Raw genomic sequence first — 22,062 nt, 5'->3', positions numbered from 1 at the left:
TAATAAGCAATAATTTTCTATTGCTCAAAAGGAAGATAATGTAAATGTTAATCACCAATTAAACTGTTTGTACAAGCTAAACTGATTTGGTAATTTTTGCGGGAAGGCAAGGAGGTTTGGGAAATGCCAACTCAAAAGCCAACCCCTATCGACAGCAGTTCAGAAAGCAAAAAAGTGTCAGCCGAAGAGCCATCGACAGACGAACTACCGACTATAGAATTTCCCTCGCGAGGGAAGCTAAAAGCCAGTTCTTGGCGTATCCATCAAAAAATTGGTTATGGGTACTTTGTAGCTATTGGAATTGGCTTTTTTGGTTCACTAACTGGATTAGTGATTGCCAACTACTACCGGGGAAGGGAAGTGAGGCAATTCAATCAAGCTTACGAACAAGGACAACTACTGAGTAATTATAAAGATGCAGTAGTCGGGGCACAATTACATAGCTCTAATCTAGTTGCTGTATTAGAAAATTCACAACAACTACAAAGCAAAAAAGCCGATTTTCTGAAGAATGTCGAAAAAGCCCAACAATTAGAGTCACAAATTTCTGGATTTATCGACAGTAAACCTAAAAGACTAGCAGCAACAAGTTCGACTTTACAGACGCTATTACTGGATTACAAGAATAATTTAAAAGCCTACGTTGACCAAATTGATGTCGTTTTAAAGAAAATTGACTCTCAAAAAGTGCAGTCTCAGCAGATTTCTTCTGCCCGATCGCAGTTATTGATAATTATGCGTGGTGAAACAGCCATGCGACTAGATCAACTTTCAGAAAGCTTGGCTAACATCCTGCAAACTGCCGAAATTCAAGAGCGAGGAAGGCAAAAAGCAGTTGAGGAGGCAAAAGTAGTTGAGCGGTTCATCGTGATTTTGAGTATGCTGGTTTCGGTGGCGATCGCAGCTATTGTAGCTTGGCGTACCAGTCGAGCGATCGCAGAACCAGTTATCACTGTCACCCAAGTAGCTGAACAAGTGGCGCGGAAACATAATTTTGATTTACGAGCGCCCGTCACCACTGAAGATGAAATTGGCCTACTCGCCAAATCTCTAAATCATCTAATTGAGCGAGTATCTCAGCGAACAAAAGAACTACAACAAGCTAAAGAACTAGCCGAAGCTGCTAGCAAGGCAAAAAGCGTGTTTTTGGCCAATGTCAGCCACGAATTACGCACACCACTAAATGCTGTTATTGGCTTGAGCCAACTTCTAGAAGACGACGCTACCGATCTTGGTTTATCGGCAGACTTTATTACAGATTTAGAAACAATTAACGCTGCTGGTAAGCATTTACTGCACTTGATTAACGAAATTCTCGACTTGTCAAAAATTGAAGCGGGGAAAATGACCCTCTATCCAGAGACATTCGAGATTGCCAATCTGATTCATAACGTAGTCCTCACAGTCAAACCAGCTATAGAAAAAAATGCCAATGTTTTAGAAGTGCATTTTGATGAGCAACTTGGCACCATGTATGCCGATCAAACTAGGATGCGCCAAGTGTTGTTAAACTTGTTGAGCAACGCCAGTAAGTTCACTACAAACGGCAAGGTGATGCTGACAGTCAACAGAGAAAAAGATGAAGTCCGACTGGATGCTCCTTTGGGGATGATTACTTTTACCGTTACCGACACAGGTATAGGTATGTCTAACCATCAACAGCAGCAGTTATTTCAACCTTTTACACAAGGGGATACTTCAACTACGAAAAAGTATGGAGGTACGGGACTGGGATTAGCAATTAGCCGCCACTTTTGCCAGATGATGGGTGGTGAGATTATTGTCAAAAGTCAGCCGGGAGTTGGCTCTACTTTTACTATTCGTCTGCCAATGACTGTGCAGGATTAAATATAATTCGTAATTCGTAATTCGTAATGACGCTTGCGGACTTGCTAATGCTACGTTCAGGTAATTCGTAGCGTCATTACGAATTGGTTAATGGGCATTTGGTAGAACAGTTGCGGATAGCTAAGGTTTAGCCCGTTCTAAGTTGGAGAGGTGAGATTCCTCACTCAGAACTCAAATATCAAATTAAGCAATTATACTTATTTCTCCTGTGTCTAAATCGTAACGACCCCCGACAATTTTTAACTTGCCCGATCGCACCTGCTCAGTTAAAAGCTTTGATTTCTGCAACCGTTCAATTTGATATTTCACATTTGCCACCACAGCATTCTCAACTGCGTCACCCGGCTGATCCTTGACTTTTTTCAGGGCTGGCTTAATTGCCTTCACAAAAGTACTAATATCACCAAGTAACGATTCCTTTTGGACAGCTGCGGTTACAGCCCCACAACGCTCATGTCCCATCACCATCAGCAGTGGAGAACCTAACAAGACAACGGCATATTCAATACTGCCGATCGCTTCATGTGTGGCAATATTTCCGGCAATCCGAACATCAAAGATGTCTCCGATGCCTTGATCGAAAACAATTTCTGCGGGGACTCGTGAATCCGCACAACTAAGAATAGTTGCAAATGGATGTTGAGCTTGAGCAACTTCCTTCAACCGCAGCGCAGATTGATCGGGGTATTGGGGGTGATGCTGAATAAATCGCTGATTTCCCTCCATCAGCTTTTGCAATGCGGCATCGGGAGTAAGCGATTCAGGGGAAGTTGAGGGGATTTCGGCAGCTTTAGCCTGTTTAACCTGCCAGAGGAAATCGCTGGTAGTTACTGCTATTCCAAATGCCCCGGTGATTCCCAATTTCAAAAAGTCACGACGTTCCATGAAATGCTTCATCTGATTTATAATTTTTTACATTGAGGCAATACATCTGACAGAGCGAATTTCCATCACATCCGAAACGTAGCAAGTACCTCCGAACTTGTTGAGAAGTGGTTTGATATTTTCTACAACCCGCTTGAGTTCTTCTGGCATACAAAACGCAAGGATGTAAACATTATCAAGCATGGTCATGTCTAAATCTTCTGTCGTTCCTCGTAATCCTTTGCCAGCAACATTTCGGATTACGGCATGGTTATGTACACCCGACTTGTCTAAACGATCTAAAATTTTGGCAAGCTCAAAGGAGTTGGCAATAATTTCTATCTTTTTAACTACGTGCATATTATTAGCTCCAAAATAGGTTAATTCCGTAGAGATATAACGGAATTCCCACAATAATATTGAACGGAAATGTCACCGCTAGAGCGGTAGAAACATACAGGCTGGGATTTGCTTCTGGAACAGTCATTCGCATAGCTGCGGGGACAGCAATGTAAGAAGCGCTGGCACACAATACAGCGAACAACAGCGAATCTCCGCGAGGCATACCAATGAATTTAGCGATCGCTAACCCAATACCTGCATTGAGTATTGGAATTAGTATGGCAAATAAAATCAGGAAAACTCCGGTTTTTTGCAAGTCTTTAATTCTTCTCGCAGCGACCAATCCCATGTCAAGTAAAAAGAAGGTGAGAACACCATAAAATAGCCCATGAGTAAAGGGTTCTAATACTTTCCCACCGCGTTCTCCTGTCAAAACACCTATTAATAGACTACCGACTAATAAAAAAACTGAACTATTAAGAAATGCTTCTTGCAAAACTTCCGGCCACGAAAACTCTCGCTTTCCATCGGCAGTGAATAGATTCACCAAAATTAGACCAACTATAATCGCTGGAGATTCCATCAGGGCAAGGGCTGCCACCATGTAACCATCAAAAGTAATGCCAAGCTCAGTCAAAAAAGTGCTAGCTGTAATGAAGGTGACGGCACTGATAGAACCGTAGGTTGCTGCGATCGCAGCTGCATCGTAAGTATCCAATTTCCACTTTAGGATAAAAAAGGTGTAAATCGGAACAACGCAAGCCATCATCGTTGCTGCTGCGAGTGTTAGAACTACTTCCTGAGTTACACCGCTTTTTATTAGTTCTACACCTCCTTTAAAACCAATGGCAAACAGCAGATACAACGAAAAGAGTTTGGGTATTGGTGCAGGAATTTCTAGATCGGACTTGACAAAAACAGCAGTCATGCCTAAAAAGAAAAACAGGATTGGCGGATTCAAAATATTGGATACAATTAAGCTCAGATCCATATCCACCTCTCCTTGTATTGGTTAAACCTGAAATTAAAGAAATTTTTCATCTTTAAAATTTAACGTGTTGAATCGTCATGTATTGTGTATCGCTACCCCATGTAAATTGGGTACTCAAGGAGTGAATCGTCCTATTGGTGACAATACTTATTGTTGAGGTATTAAGTTGGGCTAAGAACAGAAAAAGTGAGGGCTTGACCAACATTTTTTTATGTTGGATTCCCCGTCGCTGATCTTACGACAGAAGTGTCAGAAGAACTCGCAATCGACCTATTTAGCGTAGAAAAAATTAACGTATTTTAGGGGCAATTCATGGATTGCCCCTAAAATGTGGTCTATTTACCTAAAAATTAAAAAAGACTGACAGCATAGCTTCTTCTTGCTTCTAGATAAATCATGGTAGAGTACCATTCTGGTTAAGAATATTGCCACACAATCTTTATTGACCAAGTTTCGTTAGGATATTGTAACCTGGGCAATAGCGACTCTCTGTTGATGTGACACCAGGCGACGCCGAATAGCCCGTCGTAGACATCGCTTTTTCACATCCATGACAACAACCATCGACTTTCTCAGTCACCTTAACCCTAGTCAACGTCAAGCCGTCGAACACTACTGCGGCCCGTTGCTAGTAGTTGCTGGCGCAGGTTCCGGTAAAACACGAGCGCTGACTTATCGCATTGCCAATTTGATTCTCAAACACCGTGTCGATCCAGAAAATATCCTGGCGGTTACTTTTACCAACAAAGCCGCGCGGGAAATGAAAGAACGGGTTCAACGGCTGTTTGCGGAACAACTAGCCATGAAACAACACGGTCAGCGTTTTGATTTGTTGACAGAATACCAACAAACGCAACTGCGATCGCAAGTTTACAAAAATACTATCAAAGATTTGTGGTGTGGCACTTTCCACAGTCTATTTTCTCGCATTCTCCGCTTTGATATTGAAAAATACGTAGACGAGAAAGGACGCAAGTGGAATCGCAATTTCTCTATCTTTGATGAATCAGATGTGATGACTCTGATTAAAGAAATCGTCAATAAACAGCTAAATTTAGACGATAAGAAATTTGATGCCCGCTCTGTCCGCTACGCTATTAGTAACGCTAAAAACCAAGGTTTATCACCCCAAGAATTTGAGCAAGATCAGCCCAATTATCGCGGACGAGTGATTGCCCAAGTTTACAATTTATATCAAGATAAATTAGCAGAAAATAACGCTCTCGATTTTGACGATCTAATTCTTGTGCCAACTAGATTATTTCAGCAAAACGAGCAAGTATTAGGTTATTGGCATCGCAAATTTTGCCATATTCTTGTAGATGAATATCAAGATACTAATCGGACTCAATATCAACTGATCCACCTATTGGTAACTAATGGCGAAACTAAAAAGAGCGAATGGGAATGGCAAAATCGCTCAGTTTTCGTTGTCGGCGATGCAGATCAGTCAATTTACAGCTTTCGGATGGCAGATTTCACCATCTTGCTGGGATTTCAAGAAGACTTTGGTGATGGTTTGGTAGATGATGACACTCGGACGATGGTTAAACTGGAAGAAAACTATCGTTCTTGTGAAAATATTTTGCAAGCGGCTAATGAACTAATTGAAAATAACACCCAACGGATTGATAAAATCCTGAAACCAACGCGGGGGCCGGGTGAGCAAATTACTTGTCACAAAGCCGATGAAGAACTTGCAGAAGCGGCATTTGTGATCGATCAGATTAACACTTTAAAAAACCAAAATCCAGAGTTAGACTGGGGTAGTTTTGCCATACTTTATCGGACAAACGCCCAATCTCGGCCATTTGAAGAATTATTGGTGAAATATCAAATTCCTTACACAGTTGTGGGGGGAATGAGGTTTTACGATCGCAAAGAAATCAAAGATGTGATTGCATATTTAAGAGCGATCGCTAACCCATCTGATACAGTCAGCTTATTACGAGTTATCAATACTCCCCGGCGAGGAGTTGGCAAAACCACTATTGATGCTTTGATGAACGCCTCCCAGCAATTAGGGACAACCTTGTGGGAAATACTCAGCGACGAAACATCAGTTAATACATTAGCTGGACGGGCAACAAAAGCTGTAAATAGCTTTGCCGCAATGATTAGCCGTTGGCAAGGGCAAATCGGCACGCTTCCCGTGACTGAGGTTTTGCAAGGAATATTAGAAGATTCTGGTTACGTTCAAGACTTGATGAGTCAAGGCACAGATGAAGCCACAGATCGGGTACAAAACGTTCAGGAACTTTACAACGCCGCACTGCAATTTCAAGAAGAAAATGAAGAGGTTTCGCTGCAAGATTTTCTGAGTAGTGCCGCCCTAAGTTCTGATTTGGATAATTTAAAAGAAGGGCAGACAGCCGTTTCTTTGATGACTTTGCACGCTTCTAAAGGTTTAGAATTTCCCGTAGTATTTTTGGTGGGATTAGAACAAGGGCTATTTCCTGGCTACCGTTCGTTGGGCGATCCGGCATCTTTGGAAGAAGAACGCCGCCTGTGTTATGTGGGGATTACTCGCGCCCAGGAAAGGTTATTTTTATCACATGCGCGAGAACGTCGTTTGTATGGTTCTCGTGAACCTGCGATGCGATCGCAATTTCTCGACGAATTACCAGAAGAATTGTTATCTACCAAACGCGCGAGTCGTCAGAGCTATACCAAAAGTGCCTCTAGTTCTAATGGCAAACAAGACGCAAGCCAGAATTGGCAAGTAGGCGATAGAGTATTACACAAAACCTTTGGTCTTGGTGAAATCACTCATGTCTTCGGAACAGGTAATAAAATGTCTGTAGCAATCAAATTTGCCAGCTTGGGACAAAAAATTGTTGATCCAAGAGTAGCGCAGTTGCAAAAAGTATGAAAACAAGATTTCCAACTTTTCAAAAAAGTAGGGGATCTTGTTTTTCATATTTCAATTTGTTCAAAGTGTTCAACAGTGGGAAATGGCTCATAAAAATGATGCAAAAGTTTTTTCCACTCTTGATACTTAGTAGAACCTCGAAATCCTACAGTATGAGATTCTAAACTTTCCCATCTGACAAGTAATAGATATTTACCTTGAACTTCTATACATCTATGCAATTCATGGGATAAATATCCGTCCATAGAGGAAATAATTTTAGAAGCTTTCTTGAAAACAGCTTCAAAATCGGATTGCAGATCGGGTTTAACAATAAGCATCACTGCCTCAAGAATCATAGAATTTTTCATAAAAATTATACTAAAGTATAGTACAGCGATCGCACTTACTTGACTAACTCAAAAATAGATTCTTAAGGATATACGCAATAGCAGCACAAGTTACTTATAAATAGCTGGGTTCCTTTTATTGATTTTGGATATGCAATCTTCCTTATGAACTGTGACAAAAGAATAGTGAGACAATCAAGAATACTAGATTTGCCTACACCGTTAATACCAATAAGTACCGTTGGACTCGTTTCATTGAACTCAAGCGTCAAATCTCCGATTCCATGAAGGTTTGCATTGTCAAGCGCTTGACTTTCATAGTTTTAACAACGCTGAATGTAATTTACTAAAGCTAATTAAAAGCAGACTTGACATAAGAAACTACAAAAGGTGTAATTTTTTCGACAAGATTATTAATCACCCCTCGTTCATATTCAGTCCAAATTCTAGGATGACCAAAAATGCATGGTTGTAAAATTCCCCAAAGTTGACCATCCTGGCGGATATGAGCATGAATCAGCGCGCGATGTCCAAAATTCTTCTTTTCATACTCCCGATTCAATACTTGAGGTTCAGCAGTTTCTACATCTTCGACAAAGATTGAAGGTTCAGCACGTAGCGCAGCCGCAAACATCGGATCTTCATCTACTAAAGTTGGGGGTTGTGCTGCCCATTTTTCATTATAAACAGTAGGTACATCTGGAGTACGAATCCAACAAAAGGCAACTCTACCGAGGTTATTTTCTGGATTGTGCAGGTATAAAAAACATCTATCAGATTGCAAAAAATCGCCTACAGCTAACAACAGTTCAGAGAATAGAGTATCTGGTGTTTGAGATGATTCTACTATGTTTTTGAGTCCAGAAGGAAGTTCTTGCTGAGTCATATAACTAAGCTGATTTTAATTGAATAATACCTTTATCAAAAACGCGATTATTAGTAGCGATCGCACTTATTTCTATTCTATCTGGATACACCTCATAAGAGGCAAAACTTAAGTTACTTGTTGAATACCCTGTCCATTCAGAACGCCCTACAGGACGATTACCAGCACCTGCGCCACAAATTAAATAAGTTGTCCCATCAATAGCACGAGTGCGTTCATAATTGTGTTCGTGACCATTGATGTAAAGTTGAACGCCGTATTTTTGAAATAGAGGAGTAAAAGTTTTAATAAAATCTAGATTATTCCCATACTGACCCGATGAATAAATCGGATGATGTCCAAACACCACTTTCCAAGGAGCATTACTAAGACTTAATTCTTTTTCTAACCAACTTAGCTGGTTTTTCCAATCAGCATTACCGTTAGTATCTAAAGCAAAAAATTGCACAGTCCCACGGCGAAATGTGTAGTAACGTCCTTTCATATTAAAGCCAGCATATTTGACTTGTGGATCGCCATTGGCGGTACGAATATCGTGATTACCTAAACAAGCCTGAAATTTCACACCTTGTTTTAGCAAAGGTTGATAAGGACGCTCAAAAACTTCGCCAATTTTTTCAATTTCGCCGTTATTGTAAATGTTATCTCCAGCTAAAACGACTAAATCATAAGGATTTTGTTGATGATATGCATTCATCGCTCTAGCCACGGCATACTGTCCCTTAGCTCCAGTCCCCGTATCCGCTACAGACACAAAACGTAATAAGAAGTCTTTTTTGGGTGGGTTGGCGGCTATAGCTGTTGTTGAATCGGTAATATCAGCACTTGGATAATTTTGATGAGCAAACATCCAGCTTAAAAATCCTGTACTAATAGCGCTGACGCTACTTAAAAATACAAATTGACGGCGTTTCAGTTTCATAAGTCACCAAATTTAATAAATAGTCAGTTTACCGGAAACAATGAGCAATGAAGTGATACATTAAGGCAAAAGAAGGCAGCACCAGTAATAATGTACGTTGTTTGTCTTTGATTCGCTGCTTTTGGTGAAAGTTCCATGTCACAAGACAATCAGTCAAAACCGACGGATGAGCCAGTAACTCAACCTCCCCAAAAACCTTACCAGAGAGTTCAGCCAATTTGGAAGGCTAAAATTATCCAACTTCTCCGAGGGACGATTGGGGTTTTAGAAACAACAGTGGATAAACTGGAGACAGCACCCCCACCGGGTACTGAGAAAACACCCAGTTTTTTGCAGCAGCTTCAGTTGCGATGGGGTAAACTTTTAAGGACGATCCGCTTGTTTTTACCATCAAATTTGTCAACAAAGTTATCAGATACAGCTTTGACGGGAATTGTTACTGTAATTACTGTAATTTTTGTTTGGACAAGTGCGACTGTCTTAACTGGTAAACCTACTGAAATAGCTACAGTTCCACCGATTGAAGAGGTTCCTACACTAACACCAACACCAACGATAACCACTCCACCGGAGTCAGTCGTACCAGAACCGCAGCCGCCACAGCCATCAGAGGAAATTACGTCGCCGCCAGAACCGGAAATCAAACCGGAAATAGAACCGGAAATAGAACCAATTCCCACGCCAACACCAACACCAACACCAGTCATAGAATTGACACCAGAACAAGCCTTGATTGCGGCTATTGAAAATCAGGTAGCTGAAACTAGCGATCGCATTGCCTCTGGTCTGATAAAGTCAATTCAAGCCAACTTCCGCACGAGTAACTTGACTGTAAAAATTAGTAACGATTGGTACACTCTCAAAGAATCTCAGCAAGATAACTTAGCTGCGGAGATATTACAACGCTCTCAAGAACTTGATTTTACCCATTTAGAAATTATCGATTATCAAGATAAGCTAATAGCGCGGAACCCAGTTGTTGGTACTGAAATGGTGATTTTTAAACGGCAAAGAACTTCGTAATGGGCTATGCCCCGCTACGCTAACGCAATTCGTAATTATTCGGATTATTTCAAGTAAAGTTTGTGTTCTGCAATCATTAATATTAACACTTAATTGGGACTTTTAACTTAAAGTATTTATGTTAGATAACCTTTCGCTATTACTCAAAGCTTGTGAAAACTTAAACATCAACTATGAAATTATTCATCCGGCTGAAAACTTAGTAAAAATAAAACTGAATAATAAACAACATTATTTTTGTAATTATAGTACTCCGATAATAAATCAGGCAGTAGCACAAATTATCAAAGACAAGGAATATACTTACCATATTTTAAAGAAAAAAGTTAAACTTCCTCGGACAGTAGGTTTTCTTTCCCCTTTTTGTGACCTGCAATATAAAATTTACTTAAAGTTTCCAAGTTTTGAAGATATTATATTAGAAATAAAAGAAAAATTTGAAACACCCGTAATTGTTAAACGTAATTCTGGTTCAAGTGGACATAACGTTTTTTTATGTCAGAATACAGATGAAGTTAAAACTGCTTTAAAAGAGATTTTTAATGTCAATAATAAAAAATATGATTACGTTGCGATCGCTCAAGAGTTCATTAACATAAAATCTGAATATAGAGCCATTTTCTTAAATAAAGAGTTGGTTCTGCTCTATGAAAAAGATATAACTGATGCGAAATTTGTCGGTAATCTCAGTCCTTTACACTGGGATGGTGCGAAGGCCAAGTATATCAGCGATCCACAAATATTGTCTGAAATTGCTGATTTTGCTAGACCAGTTTTTGAAGAATTAGACATTGATTATGGTGGTTTAGATATCGTCTTAGATCGAGATGACCAATATTGGTTAATTGAAATCAATTCTCACCCAAATTATACTATTTTCACTAGAGATAACGGAGAGGAACCAGTGTTGAGGGTTTTTGAAAAAATGCTCATTAGCCTTAACAAAAAGGAAGCCAAGGAATTTTAAACCAAAAACAACGTACAGAGATAATCGAATTATTGGTGGGATAAATTGGCAGTTGAAAGCATTGAAAAACTATTCCGCATTAAACAAACTTATCCCGTGATTCAGCAACGCCGAAATCTACAAGCGATCGCGCTACTCTAGAAATCAGTATCACTCAAACTTTGAAGTTTCAACATGATAGCCTCACCCCAACAAAACTACCTCACCGCCCAAGAGTACCTTCAAATGGAGGAACAGAGCAATATCAAGCATGAATATATAGATGGTTACATCTACGCAATGGCTGGAGCGCTCGATCCACACGTTACCATAGCTGGAAACCTGTTTGCTCTCCTCCGTAATCATGTCCGCGGTTCTAGTTGTCGTGTTTACATCGCTGACATGAAAGCCCAAATTGAATCTCTGAATCGCTTTTATTATCCCGATGTGATGATTACTTGCGATGAACGAGATCGAGAAACGCCAGGTTATAAAAGATTTCCCTGTTTAATTGTCGAAGTTTTATCTAATTCTACAGAAGCATTTGACCGGGGCGACAAATTTGCTGATTATCAAACACTGGAAAGTCTGCAAGAGTATATATTAATTAATACCAAACGTCAGCGAGTCGAGTGTTTTCGACGCAATGAGCAAGGGCTGTGGCTTTTGCAATCCTACACAGCAGAACATCAATCATTTCGACTCAACAGCGTAGATTTTGAGGAAACAATGGCAGCACTTTACGAAGATGTAGTTTTTGAATAATCAACTGATGATTGGGTATGCTACACAATTTTTAGTAAACTAAATATCTATTAATATCTTCAACGCTTCCTAACCCGGCGGAGGCATTGAGCAACACAGACACAATTGATTGCATAAAAGTTATGGCGCTCATAGTTCAAAAATACGGTGGTACATCTGTCGGTTCAGTGGAACGCATTCAAGCTGTTGCAAGGCGTGTTTATAAAACAGTCCAAGCTGGAAACTCTCTTGTCGTAGTTGTTTCGGCGATGGGCAAAACCACCGATGGACTCGTCAAACTCGCTAATGAAATTTCTCCTAATCCTAACCGCCGGGAAATGGATATGCTGCTTTCTACTGGCGAACAAGTAACCATCGCCTTACTCAGCATGGCTTTGCAAGAACTCGGACAACCAGCAATTTCCATGACTGGCGCTCAGGTAGGAATTGTTACCGAAGCTGAACACAGCCGCGCTCGAATTTTGCATATTGAAACTACTCGCCTAACTCGCCACATAAATGCAGGTAAAGTTGTTGTAGTAGCAGGGTTCCAAGGTACATCCAACGCCGGAGAAATGGAAATTACAACTTTGGGGCGCGGTGGTTCTGATACCTCGGCGGTGGCGATCGCAGCCGCATTAGGAGCAAGCTTTTGTGAAATTTATACAGACGTTCCAGGGATTTTAACTACAGACCCCCGCTTAGTTGCCGAAGCCCAATTGATGGATGCCATCACCTGCAATGAAATGTTGGAACTAGCTAGCTTGGGTGCAAAAGTGTTGCATCCCCGCGCTGTGGAAATCGCTCGTAACTATGGTGTTCCCCTTGTAGTTAGGTCTAGCTGGACAGATGCCCTCGGTACTTGGGTAACATCAGCCCAACCCCAAGGGCGATCGCTAATCAATCTCGAAATTGCCCGTCCGGTAGATGCTGTAGAATTTGACATTAACCAAGCGAAGGTGGCTTTGTTGCGCGTACCCGACAAACCAGGCGTAGCAGCCAGGTTATTCGGCGAAATTTCTCGGCAAAAAGTAGACGTAGATTTGATTATTCAATCAATTCATGAAGGTAACAGTAATGACATTGCCTTTACTGTTACTACACCAATATTAAAACGGGCAGAAGCCGTAGCAGCAGCGATCGCTCCAGCACTGAGGAGTCAATCTAACCCCAAATCTGACGAAGCCGAGGTAATGCTAGAACATAACATTGCCAAAGTCAGCATCGCAGGCGCAGGAATGATTGGCCGTCCTGGTGTAGCTGCAAAGATGTTTGCCACCCTAGCCGAAGCTGGCGTGAATATTCAGATGATTTCCACCAGCGAAGTGAAAGTAAGTTGCGTAGTCAATGCCGCAGAATGCGATCGCGCCGTCTTAGCACTCCGTACCGCCTTTGAGATTGAAGCAGGGGAGCAGGGGAGTAGGGGAGTAGGGGAGCAGGGGAGTAGGGGAGCAGGGGAGCAGGGGAGCAGGGGAGCAGGGGAGAGTCTATGCATAGATTCCCCTCTGCCTCTCTGCCCCTCTGCCCCTCTGCCCAATTGTCCTCCCGTTCGCGGCGTTGCTTTAGATTTGAATCAAGCACGTCTTGCTATTCGCCAATTACCAGATCGGCCAGGGATGGCGGCGAAGCTGTTTGGATTATTAGCACAGCATAATATCAGTGTTGACATGATTATTCAATCTCAGCGCTGTCGGGTTATTGATGGTGTTCCCCGGCGAGATATTGCCTTTACAGTCTCGCGGATAGACGGGGAAAGTGCCAAAGAAATGCTAACTCAAGTAGCAGCAGAGTTAGGATGGGGTGAAGTTGTTTTAGATAGTGCGATCGCTAAGGTGAGTATTGTCGGCGCGGGTATGGTGGGACAACCAGGTGTTGCTGCAAAAATGTTTGAAGCGCTAGCCCAACACCAAATTAATATTCAAATGATTGCTACCTCAGAAATCAAAATTAGTTGTGTAGTAGCACAAGAGGAAGGTGTTAAAGCTTTGCAAGCCATTCATGGCGCTTTTGGACTAGCTGGTAGTGAGAAAGTTGTTGTGCCAGCGTAGAACTTAATTTTAACAATTTGTAATTACTAGTGACAATCGCTGACTTATTAATGCTGCGCTAACGTAATTACAAATTACGAATTACGAATTATTTTGATGCCATTTTTCAATCATGGCAACCATTTCTGAAAGCCGACGTTCACCACACCAAACTAAATCAAGTTTTTTGAGTTGATTGAGGCTGATACCGCCCTCTTCCTCAGCAATTTGGTGATATTCTTTATCTCCCATTGCTGCTAATAAATGCTCAAAAATAATAATTTCATCGAACTGGGGATTTGTTTCTGGATCGTTCAAAATTGCCATTGCTCGCTCTTGCGATAGTTCTTGGAGAGCATTGGCAATAAATCGTGTAGGAAAGTCAACATCCTGAAGTTGAGGATGACGCGATACTAATCCAGCCAACAGCACTCCTAGATAGGCAGCTGCTTGAGAATTACTCAGTAACTCCATTTGTTGGATGGCAATCTCGGTTAAATTGGTAAAAAATGTACACCCTAACAGCTGTTCGATGGTGGTAACTGGATCTAAAACTAGCGAAGACTCTAACTGTGACTCAAATGCTGTCTGATGCTCCTGTGGCACTTGGCTAAGTAAGACTTGCTTGGCGCGATCGCTTATAATAATGCTGCGATGGGGGCCAGAGCTAAAATCTTTGCCAGGTTCCAAATAATTACTCACTAAAATTTGAAAGATGTTACTTTGAGCTTTTTCCTCCATCTGTTCGTATTGAACTTGTCCAAGAAAAATCTGACAAAACCAACTGTGACTGTCAGAGTCGCATTCGACCATTACCTCATTAACAATCAAATCAGTTAACTTTTCTACTCCTAAAATCCTTTGCCAGTCTCCAATTAAGCTATTAATAGCAGCAATATCGCGGTAATTGAGCGCCTTGAGCAATTGACGCTTCGCAGTAGCTACCAAGGCTTTTTTTCGCCCAAATACGTTGATTTTCAAGTTTTTATCTGGGGTTTTAGATCATTCAAACTGCTATTTTTTTACCTTATTCGAGGATTAGCTGTCATGGGTGAGATTGCTGAATAGCCCCGATCAAAATATGCTTCCATATATGTTCATCTCTTTTCCTAAGCCTCGTTTTACTGAAAAATTTCACTTAAGCCTAGTAATACGTAGGCGAATTAAGTCTGCAAAATTCTCTTAAAAAATAAAAATATTACTAGCAATATATAGCATTAGCTAATAATTAATATTTGTATCTACCAAAAGGGCATTGATTTTTTTTGAATAAATATTTTTTTACAAAAAATACTAGTTACCAGTAATAACACGTAAGCTATAATCAAAAGATTTATATATCTATATTGATTGATGCTTATTCATTTACGAGATGGACGCTACCGAATACTAAAAGTTCTGAATGATGGGGAAAAGCCAGAAATCTATCTAGTGGAGGATGCTAATTCTCCTGAGAGCCAATTTATAGTAAAACAGTTACGAAATCCTAGTAGCAATCCTCAAACTCTAACCAGCCTACGCCGCTTGTTTGCTAGTAAAGCAGCAACTTTAGAAAAACTAGAGCAGGAACACGATCGAATTCAGAAGCTAATTACTTACTTTGAAGAAAACGAAGAATTTTATATAGTTCAAGAATTTATCCCTGGTAATCCTTTAACTGACGAAATTATCCAGGGACAACCTCTGAGAGAAGACCAAGTAATTAATTTTTTATCAGAGATATTAGAAATTTTGGTGATTGTACATAGCTATGGCATAATTCATCGAGATATTAAAGCAGCAAATATTATTCGTCGGGAATCAGATAAAAAGTTAGTTTTGGTTAATTTTGAGACTTTGAATGAAGCCATCACTAATACCGTTGATAATCTCGAATATATGCCTATAGAACAAGTTAACGGTAACGTTAAGTATAACAGCGATTTATATGCTTTAGGTATAGTTGCGATTGCAGCACTTCTAGGTTTACCCGCAAACGAAATATCTAATTTGCGAAATCAGAAAAATCGGCTGACAGGTGAAATAGTTTGGCGGAACAAAAATATAAAAATTAGCAGAAAACTAGCAAAAATTATTAATAGAATGGTGCGCTTTGACTATCGTAAGCGTTACCAATATGCAACTGAAGTTTTAGATGACCTGAAAAAGTTAACAAATGCCGAAGTTGAGCCAAAACAGCACCATCAAAAATTATTAATAGTTTTGACCGGGATAGTTGGCTTAATCACACTTGGGGTAGGGGTGTGGTTTTTGCATTCGCCAAAACCTGTAAATAATGCTCAAAAACAATTATATCAAGAAGGAGTAAATAAATATGAGGCAGGAAACTATGAAGGAGCAGTTGAAGATTTCAATCACGTTATTGAACTAGATCCACAAAACGCTTTGGCTTATAATAGGCGAGGCGATGCTTATTATCGATTAGGAGACTACGAGCAAGCAGAAGCAGACGCGAGTCAAGCCCTTTTACTTAATCCTCAAGATGCTAATGCCTATTTTGACCGAGGGTTTGCTTTTTCGGAATTAGGTAAATATAAAGAAGCGATCGCAGACTATACCCAAGCGATTAAGTTAAATTCTGAGGATGCTTATGCTTACTATGGCCGGGGGTTAACCCGCGTTCAACTGAAGGATAATAAAGGGGCGATTGGAGATTTTAGCAAAGCGATTGCTCTCAAACCCCAGTATACTGAAGCCTACTTACAGCGAGGTATTCTCCGCCGTCGCCTCCGACAAAGACTTGAAGCAATCCAAGATTTTGATAAAGTAATTAAGATTAATCCTAGTGATGCCAAAGCTTATTATCAAAGGGCTTTAACTCAATCTCTCAATAAACAAAAATATGCAGCACTTAAAGATTACACCGATGCACTTAACATCAATCCCAAATATATAGAAGCCTATCTTAATCGCGGTGATGTTTATAGCGATCTAGGAAATAAAGTCGAAGCGACTGAAGATTACAATACTATTTTACAGCTCGATCCTAAATTTATTGCCGCTTACATCCACAGAGGTATACATCGCTTTTCTTTCGGAGATTATAAGGGTGCTATTGAAGATTATACAGAAGCCTTGAAACTAGATCCTAATAATATAGCAGCTTACAACAACCGTGGTAACGCCTATCTCGAACTAGGAAATAAAAAATCTGCTAATCAGGATTATTCACAAGCGATCGCAATTAATGCTAACAACGCCTTAGCCTACTATAACCGGGGTGTGATTCGCACCAAGCAGAAAAATAAACAGGGTGCGATCGCAGATTTCAAAAAAGCTGCCAAACTGTTCCAACAGCAAGGCGAAAAAGATAGTTATCAAGATGCACAGAGAGAAATTGCAATTTTGCAAAATAATTCAGAACCAGTGAAAACTACTCGCCCTAAATCGGGGAAAATAGAAAAAAATTGAGCTATAAGATTAGTATTTGATTTTTTCAATCCATGTAGAGCGCGTTAGCAAGGAGAGTACGCCCGGATTTCTCACCACATCTCGATTAAGCCTGCGCTTGAGCAGGGAAGCAGAGGAGAGTTTGGGGGTTCTTCCGAGGTAAAATATCACGAGAGCAACGCGAAAAAGTGAGATCCTGGTAAAAAGAGCTCTTGAGGCAGGGGGAGCAGGGGAAGCAGGGGGAGTGAAGAGAAAACCTTAGTATTTTTTACGACCTTTATAGCTGTAAATACACTTATTTCTTTGTCTTCCCCTGCCTCCCCTGCATCCCCTGCCTCCCCTGCCTCCCCTGCCTCCCCTGCATCCCCTGCTCCCCTTGCTCACAAAATCGCATTGCTCCCAATATCACTAACACTAAGCCAGCCTATTGCAATATGTCTATTTACAACAGTAAATTATAGACTTTGACATTTTATATGTCGTTGTAGTCAAATAAATTATCGCTCAACATGAGTCACCAGATTTTATCAAGACTTAATTAGGATGACTATATGTTAATTCTCCTCACTTTTTATCCAGATAATCTGCAAATATTCACCCATCGAGATGTCGATACGGTACTGAAAAAAATTGATGGTTCTCAGAATATTTGGTTACGCTGTATTCACTTCCGCGACCGGACTGGAACAGCCAAAATTGTCAAGCACTTTGAACTCAATCCATCTCGGGTTAACATGATTTTTAACCATTCACCTTTAGGAATTGATGAAGATGTAGAAGATTGTTTATTTGATAGCTATGAAATTATAACTGCTCAAATAAAAAATCATGAATTTGAGGTTGCACGTGGTAACATTGTAGTCGGAAAAAATTTTATTCTCACATTTGAAATCACTGAACTCAAAGTTTTAAGTATTCTAGTTAATAATCTGCAAAAACGCCCTCTTGATGTGAATGAGTTGGGAATCGACTATATTTTTTATCTCATTTTTAAAGAAGTTTTGAATAATTATCATACTGTATTTGAATATATATCTAGAAAACTTGATGATTTAGAAGATGAAGTTTTAGATGATTCTGGTGATGAATCAACCTACCAAAAAATTGCCACAATGAGGCAATCTACTCGTTCAGGACGGCGTAATTTTCAAAGCATTAAGTCACTTATGGCTATTATGGATTACGAAGATTTCCGATGGATTGCCCAGCCAGTAAAAGAACTATTCAAAGAAGAATTGGTTTATCAAGTTGATAAATTATGGCTAGAATATCAAGCTTTGAGAGCCTGGATGTCAGAATTAATGGAAATTCAACGCGATAATATTGCTAGCAAAACTGGCGAACGAATTAATCGTCTGACTATCCTCTCAACCATATTCTTACCAATTACCTTCATGTCTGGTTTCTATGGTATGAACTTCAAATATATGCCGGAATTAGAGCAACCTTGGTCTTATCCTGTTGTAATCTGTGTAATGGCATCAATTGTGATTGGTAGTATTCTTTATGCTAAAAGACAACGTTGGTTATAGCATCTATTAAATTAGAGAGGATTACTGGAATAGTAAAATTTACATCTGGTTTGGTATTGCTATATGCTTTCTGTAAGTAGACTACATCAACCCTGAAACGATAAATAAAAGTGAATCTACCATTGATTATTCGTGCTGAAGAACACAGCGAGAAAATAGCCATTACTACAACAGATAGATCGTTTACCTATCGGGATTTGCTCCATACTTCCAGTCAAATAGCAACACATATTCTTCAAAATGCAGAAGATTTACAAGAGGAGCGAGTCGCCTTTCTCATCCCGCCTGGATTTGAGTATGTAGCTACTCAATGGGGGATTTGGCGTGCTGGTGGCATAGCTGTACCTCTGTGTGTGTTCCCATCCGCGTCCAGAATTGGAGTATGTAATTACCAATTCTGGAGCATCGATTATTGTTGCTCATCCTAATTTTGAAAGTATACTGCGATCGCATTACGAACCAAAAGAGTCACATCAACTCCAACAATTTAATGATGAACCTTATATATTTAATCCACTTTCTGCTGGTAAAAACTTTTCAGATGAAGCAGTATTGATAGAGTTTTTCTATCAAGATTGTCAACCGGATGTAATCCGCTGGGCACTCTCAAAAGGACGTTTACAGCAATCAATGGCATATATTTTTGAGGTTAATCCCCTGAAGGAGCTACCAAATGTAGAGTATAAATATATTTTTTGTACTGACGATCGGATAATCTCTCCTGCATGGTCACACTACGCTGCACGTAAGCGCTTGGGAGTTGATGCCATAGTAGAACTGCCTGGAGGACATTGCCCACACTTGTCTCGTCCTGCTCACCTTGCCTCAGTATTAACTAATGATATTTAGATTATTTTGCAGATTTTAAAGCGATTTGACTTGTGTAACTGTAGCCCAAGCTTGGGGGAAAGACTTTGAAATTGGCTCCTCTTCTGGCAATTTGGCAGAAGAATAACTCATGTCATGTCCGGTTAAATAATTGTCATTGCGAACGAAGTGTTCGCGGAGCGTCTTTAAGAGTTCCAATCCCAAAAGCCTTGCGATTGCTTTGTTGCACTCATAATGACATATTATATCCGGTTAATTAGTTATGATTCCCACGGTCATTGCACCCCACCCCTTAATCTCCTTCCTGCACGCGGGGTAGGGTTCTTTGGGTTTAACAAGTAATCAAGCAGAAATGATATCACAAGTAATTTGCCGGACATGAGAGCATAAGTTAATTACAACAATTGTTGCAATCATTAAAACGTTTCTTATACATGGAGAAGTAATTGTTGCAAAGTATATAACAATTGCAGCAACTGCTTATATATTTCTTAGAAATACTTAAACGTTTCTTATACATAGAGAAGTAATTGTTGCAAAGTATGTAACAATTGCAGCAACTGCTTATACATTTCTTAGAAATACTTAAACGTTTCTTATACATAAAGAAGCAATTGTTGCAAACGCTTCAATTTTTGCAACTAGTTTTGAAAATTAAGCGAGTTACAAGTGCTGATATAGTACAAGCCTTGGTGGTTAGGACATCAACAGATGATGAAATTTAGACACAATTACCGCAAGCGATCGCAAAAAAACGGACGAAATAACTCACAGGCAAGCCTTGCCTTCATATCATGCAAATGCACCAACCCCATTTTGTGCAACTGAGAGGCTTGCACAGCCTCGCAATCTACAGGACTTGATTGCCTGACAATTTCTGTAAACGATCGCAATAAATCGGGATAGCGTTGGAGGTTCCACCATTGTTGTTCTAGATGGTCTGCATAAATGGTGGCGGCGATCGCAGAATTTTCTAACAGTTCTTCTAGAGTTATTATCTGTTGTTGTAGGGAAAAAAATGCTAACTGCAACCTATAGGGATGTCCCCCTAACAGAGCGATTAGACGCTGGGTTTGTGGTGTGGCGATCTCTTGTTCGTACCGATATGCTAGATCCTGCACCTGAGCAGGTGTAAACTCAGGTAACTCAATCACCAGCCCAGTATTCAAGAGAGAGAGAGCGATTGAGGGAGGCATCAGGATTTCAGTAGAATGAATCGTCACCAGTCGCAGCTTGTGCCAAGGATTGATGTCTGCATTGTCTTCTTTGGCTTGCTCCGACCAAGTTCGCAGAAGTTGGAGAAATTCATTGGCAATGTCGGAGTAGGTAAAAAGCTGGTTGAGTTCATCGAGCGCAATGATTAGGGGGGAATTCTCCCTTGAAGAGACTCCTCGATCGAGGTTGGTTAAGATGACATCCTGGAAATAATCAGTAGCATTTGATTTGCTACCCAAGGAGTTATCCCAAAAATTAGCAATCTCATTTGGCAAGTTTAACTGCTTGCTGACTCTGGCACAGAACCATTTTAAGAAGCGATCTAAATTTTGTAAAATCTCGTCATTGGCAAGTTGCAAGTTCACAGAAACAGTGCGATCGCCAATAGTTTCAGAATAAGCCAGGATGCGGGTCATTAAGGAGGTTTTGCCCATTTGCTTGGGGGCGCGGATGTTGAGTAGCGCACCGGGTTGCTGGATGGCTTCGTAACAGAGAGATTCGAGGATGGGACGGTCAATGTACAAGACTGAATCCAGGGACATCTGTCCTCCTGGTGTAGTTGGGAAACGAGGGTACAGATTGTCTGGCGTTCGGTACCGTCCCTTCAGGAATCGTTCCATTTTGTGCTTTTGCCCTACATTGCTGGGAGAATAGCATACTGGTTCAATGCGATCGCAAACTTCAGCAGAGGACATTAAGCTAATCTTGGCAAGATTGTCTTGATGAGGCTCCAGATACAAATAATCGTCCTTTAACAAGGTCATATTAAAGGCATGGAAGCAGCACTCCAAGGTTCGTTTATCGACTCCTATTGAGCCATTAAAGACCTTACTGAGGGTATTGGGGGTTAAACCCGTTTTCTCACTGAGGTCTTCGAGAGTGTATCGTTTAAAGTTTTGCTCAATTTCTAACTGAGCTTTTGCCTGATTGAGTTTCCTTGAGCCTTGATTCGTCAGAGTCGCGCCCCGCCGCCGGAGATGATTTTTCGATTGTAATTGCATTTTTAATCAAAAAAAGTATAAAAATGTACTAAAAATTTACCTGTTAATGTAGGTGAATACTGTTATTACTTATGCTCTGTTCAAATTTATGCAGTATAGTTACAAATCTTAAGGATGCAAAAGTTTATTCTGAATACGCTTCGGAGTTGGAGTTTGCTTAGGAAAAAGAAAACAGAAGCATAGTTTTTAACTTGGAGTTTTTTCCAAAATTACTGTACGTTCGCTCATTTTGTCAGGGTGAAAGGATATTAATGCCTACTGTCCAAGGAAAAACCTAATTCTGGATCTTAATCAAGCTGATA

General features: G+C 40.3%; 19 protein-coding genes. 10 read left to right on the top strand and 9 right to left on the bottom strand.

The annotated features are described in order from the left end of the window. The first annotated feature begins 123 nt into the window (after positions 1-123). Positions 124-1,848: a sensor histidine kinase gene (locus V7K42_RS22440; RefSeq protein ID WP_334919507.1), complete on the top strand. Its 1,725-nt coding sequence runs from the start codon at positions 124-126 to the stop codon at positions 1,846-1,848. 183 nt (positions 1,849-2,031) lie between these two features. On the opposite strand, the gene V7K42_RS22435 is transcribed toward V7K42_RS22440, so the two are convergent. From V7K42_RS22435 to V7K42_RS22425, 3 genes are read right to left on the bottom strand one after another with little or no spacing between them, the layout of a single operon-like run. Then, a complete protein-coding gene (locus tag V7K42_RS22435; RefSeq protein WP_334891120.1) occupies positions 2,032-2,733 on the bottom strand; it encodes a carbonic anhydrase in 702 nt (233 codons plus the stop codon). A gap of 27 nt (positions 2,734-2,760) precedes the next feature. Further along, positions 2,761-3,072, bottom strand: coding sequence for a P-II family nitrogen regulator (locus tag V7K42_RS22430; RefSeq protein WP_334919506.1), 312 nt, complete (start codon positions 3,070-3,072; stop codon positions 2,761-2,763). A 4-nt stretch (positions 3,073-3,076) separates the two neighbouring features. Beyond that, the gene (locus tag V7K42_RS22425) at positions 3,077-4,045 is read right to left on the bottom strand and encodes a sodium-dependent bicarbonate transport family permease (protein WP_334919505.1); all 969 of its coding nucleotides are present in this window, start codon (positions 4,043-4,045) and stop codon (positions 3,077-3,079) included. Positions 4,046-4,595: 550 nt separating this feature from the next. Between V7K42_RS22425 and pcrA the strand changes: the two genes are divergently transcribed. Then, positions 4,596-6,917, top strand: a complete 2,322-nt coding sequence (gene pcrA, locus V7K42_RS22420; RefSeq protein WP_334919504.1) for a DNA helicase PcrA — start codon at positions 4,596-4,598, stop codon at positions 6,915-6,917. Positions 6,918-6,961: 44 nt separating this feature from the next. On the opposite strand, the gene V7K42_RS22415 is transcribed toward pcrA, so the two are convergent. From V7K42_RS22415 to V7K42_RS22400, 4 genes are all read right to left on the bottom strand, one after another. Further along, positions 6,962-7,255 carry an antibiotic biosynthesis monooxygenase family protein gene (locus V7K42_RS22415; RefSeq protein WP_334919508.1) on the bottom strand — a complete coding sequence of 98 codons (294 nt, stop codon included), beginning with the start codon at positions 7,253-7,255 and terminating at the stop codon, positions 6,962-6,964. 74 nt (positions 7,256-7,329) lie between these two features. After that, a complete protein-coding gene (locus V7K42_RS22410) occupies positions 7,330-7,518 on the bottom strand; it encodes a hypothetical protein (RefSeq protein ID WP_334919503.1) in 189 nt (62 codons plus the stop codon). An 80-nt stretch (positions 7,519-7,598) separates the two neighbouring features. Then, on the bottom strand, positions 7,599-8,132 hold the full coding sequence (locus tag V7K42_RS22405; RefSeq protein ID WP_334919502.1) for a GAF domain-containing protein: 534 nt from the start codon (positions 8,130-8,132) through the stop codon (positions 7,599-7,601). 4 nt (positions 8,133-8,136) lie between these two features. Next, positions 8,137-9,054 carry a metallophosphoesterase family protein gene (locus V7K42_RS22400; RefSeq protein ID WP_334919501.1) on the bottom strand — a complete coding sequence of 306 codons (918 nt, stop codon included), beginning with the start codon at positions 9,052-9,054 and terminating at the stop codon, positions 8,137-8,139. Positions 9,055-9,189: 135 nt separating this feature from the next. On the opposite strand from V7K42_RS22400, the gene V7K42_RS22395 reads away from it, so the two are divergent. From V7K42_RS22395 to V7K42_RS22380, 4 genes are all read left to right on the top strand, one after another. Continuing rightward, positions 9,190-10,077, top strand: a complete 888-nt coding sequence (locus V7K42_RS22395) for a hypothetical protein (RefSeq protein WP_334919500.1) — start codon at positions 9,190-9,192, stop codon at positions 10,075-10,077. 118 nt (positions 10,078-10,195) lie between these two features. Further along, positions 10,196-11,044 (top strand): ATP-grasp domain-containing protein, encoded by an 849-nt coding sequence (locus tag V7K42_RS22390; protein WP_334919499.1) that lies wholly within the window; start codon positions 10,196-10,198, stop codon positions 11,042-11,044. 174 nt (positions 11,045-11,218) lie between these two features. Beyond that, complete coding sequence (locus V7K42_RS22385) at positions 11,219-11,788, top strand: Uma2 family endonuclease (protein WP_334919498.1); 570 nt, start codon at positions 11,219-11,221, stop codon at positions 11,786-11,788. 122 nt (positions 11,789-11,910) lie between these two features. Continuing rightward, a complete protein-coding gene (locus V7K42_RS22380; protein ID WP_334919497.1) occupies positions 11,911-13,815 on the top strand; it encodes an aspartate kinase in 1,905 nt (634 codons plus the stop codon). Between the two features lie 81 nt (positions 13,816-13,896). On the opposite strand, the gene V7K42_RS22375 is transcribed toward V7K42_RS22380, so the two are convergent. Further along, positions 13,897-14,775, bottom strand: coding sequence for a hypothetical protein (locus V7K42_RS22375; protein WP_334919496.1), 879 nt, complete (start codon positions 14,773-14,775; stop codon positions 13,897-13,899). 372 nt (positions 14,776-15,147) lie between these two features. Between V7K42_RS22375 and V7K42_RS22370 the strand changes: the two genes are divergently transcribed. From V7K42_RS22370 to V7K42_RS22355, 4 genes are all read left to right on the top strand, one after another. Then, positions 15,148-17,205, top strand: a complete 2,058-nt coding sequence (locus V7K42_RS22370) for a tetratricopeptide repeat protein (protein ID WP_334919495.1) — start codon at positions 15,148-15,150, stop codon at positions 17,203-17,205. 530 nt (positions 17,206-17,735) lie between these two features. After that, positions 17,736-18,716: a magnesium transporter CorA family protein gene (locus tag V7K42_RS22365; RefSeq protein ID WP_334919494.1), complete on the top strand. Its 981-nt coding sequence runs from the start codon at positions 17,736-17,738 to the stop codon at positions 18,714-18,716. A gap of 110 nt (positions 18,717-18,826) precedes the next feature. After that, a complete protein-coding gene (locus tag V7K42_RS22360) occupies positions 18,827-19,144 on the top strand; it encodes an AMP-binding protein (RefSeq protein ID WP_334919493.1) in 318 nt (105 codons plus the stop codon). After that, positions 19,068-19,565: an alpha/beta hydrolase gene (locus V7K42_RS22355; protein WP_334919492.1), complete on the top strand. Its 498-nt coding sequence runs from the start codon at positions 19,068-19,070 to the stop codon at positions 19,563-19,565. The genes V7K42_RS22360 and V7K42_RS22355 overlap by 77 nt, the downstream gene beginning before the upstream one ends. Before the next feature lie 710 nt (positions 19,566-20,275). Here the strand turns inward: V7K42_RS22355 and V7K42_RS22350 are convergent. Beyond that, a complete protein-coding gene (locus V7K42_RS22350) occupies positions 20,276-21,760 on the bottom strand; it encodes an AAA-like domain-containing protein (protein ID WP_334919491.1) in 1,485 nt (494 codons plus the stop codon). Between the last annotated feature and the right edge of the window lie 302 nt (positions 21,761-22,062).

The sequence above is a fragment of the Nostoc sp. genome, from assembly GCF_036917455.1.
In the GTDB taxonomy this organism is placed as follows: domain Bacteria; phylum Cyanobacteriota; class Cyanobacteriia; order Cyanobacteriales; family Nostocaceae; genus Nostoc.
This window is presented reverse-complemented; position numbering and strand designations above follow the sequence as displayed.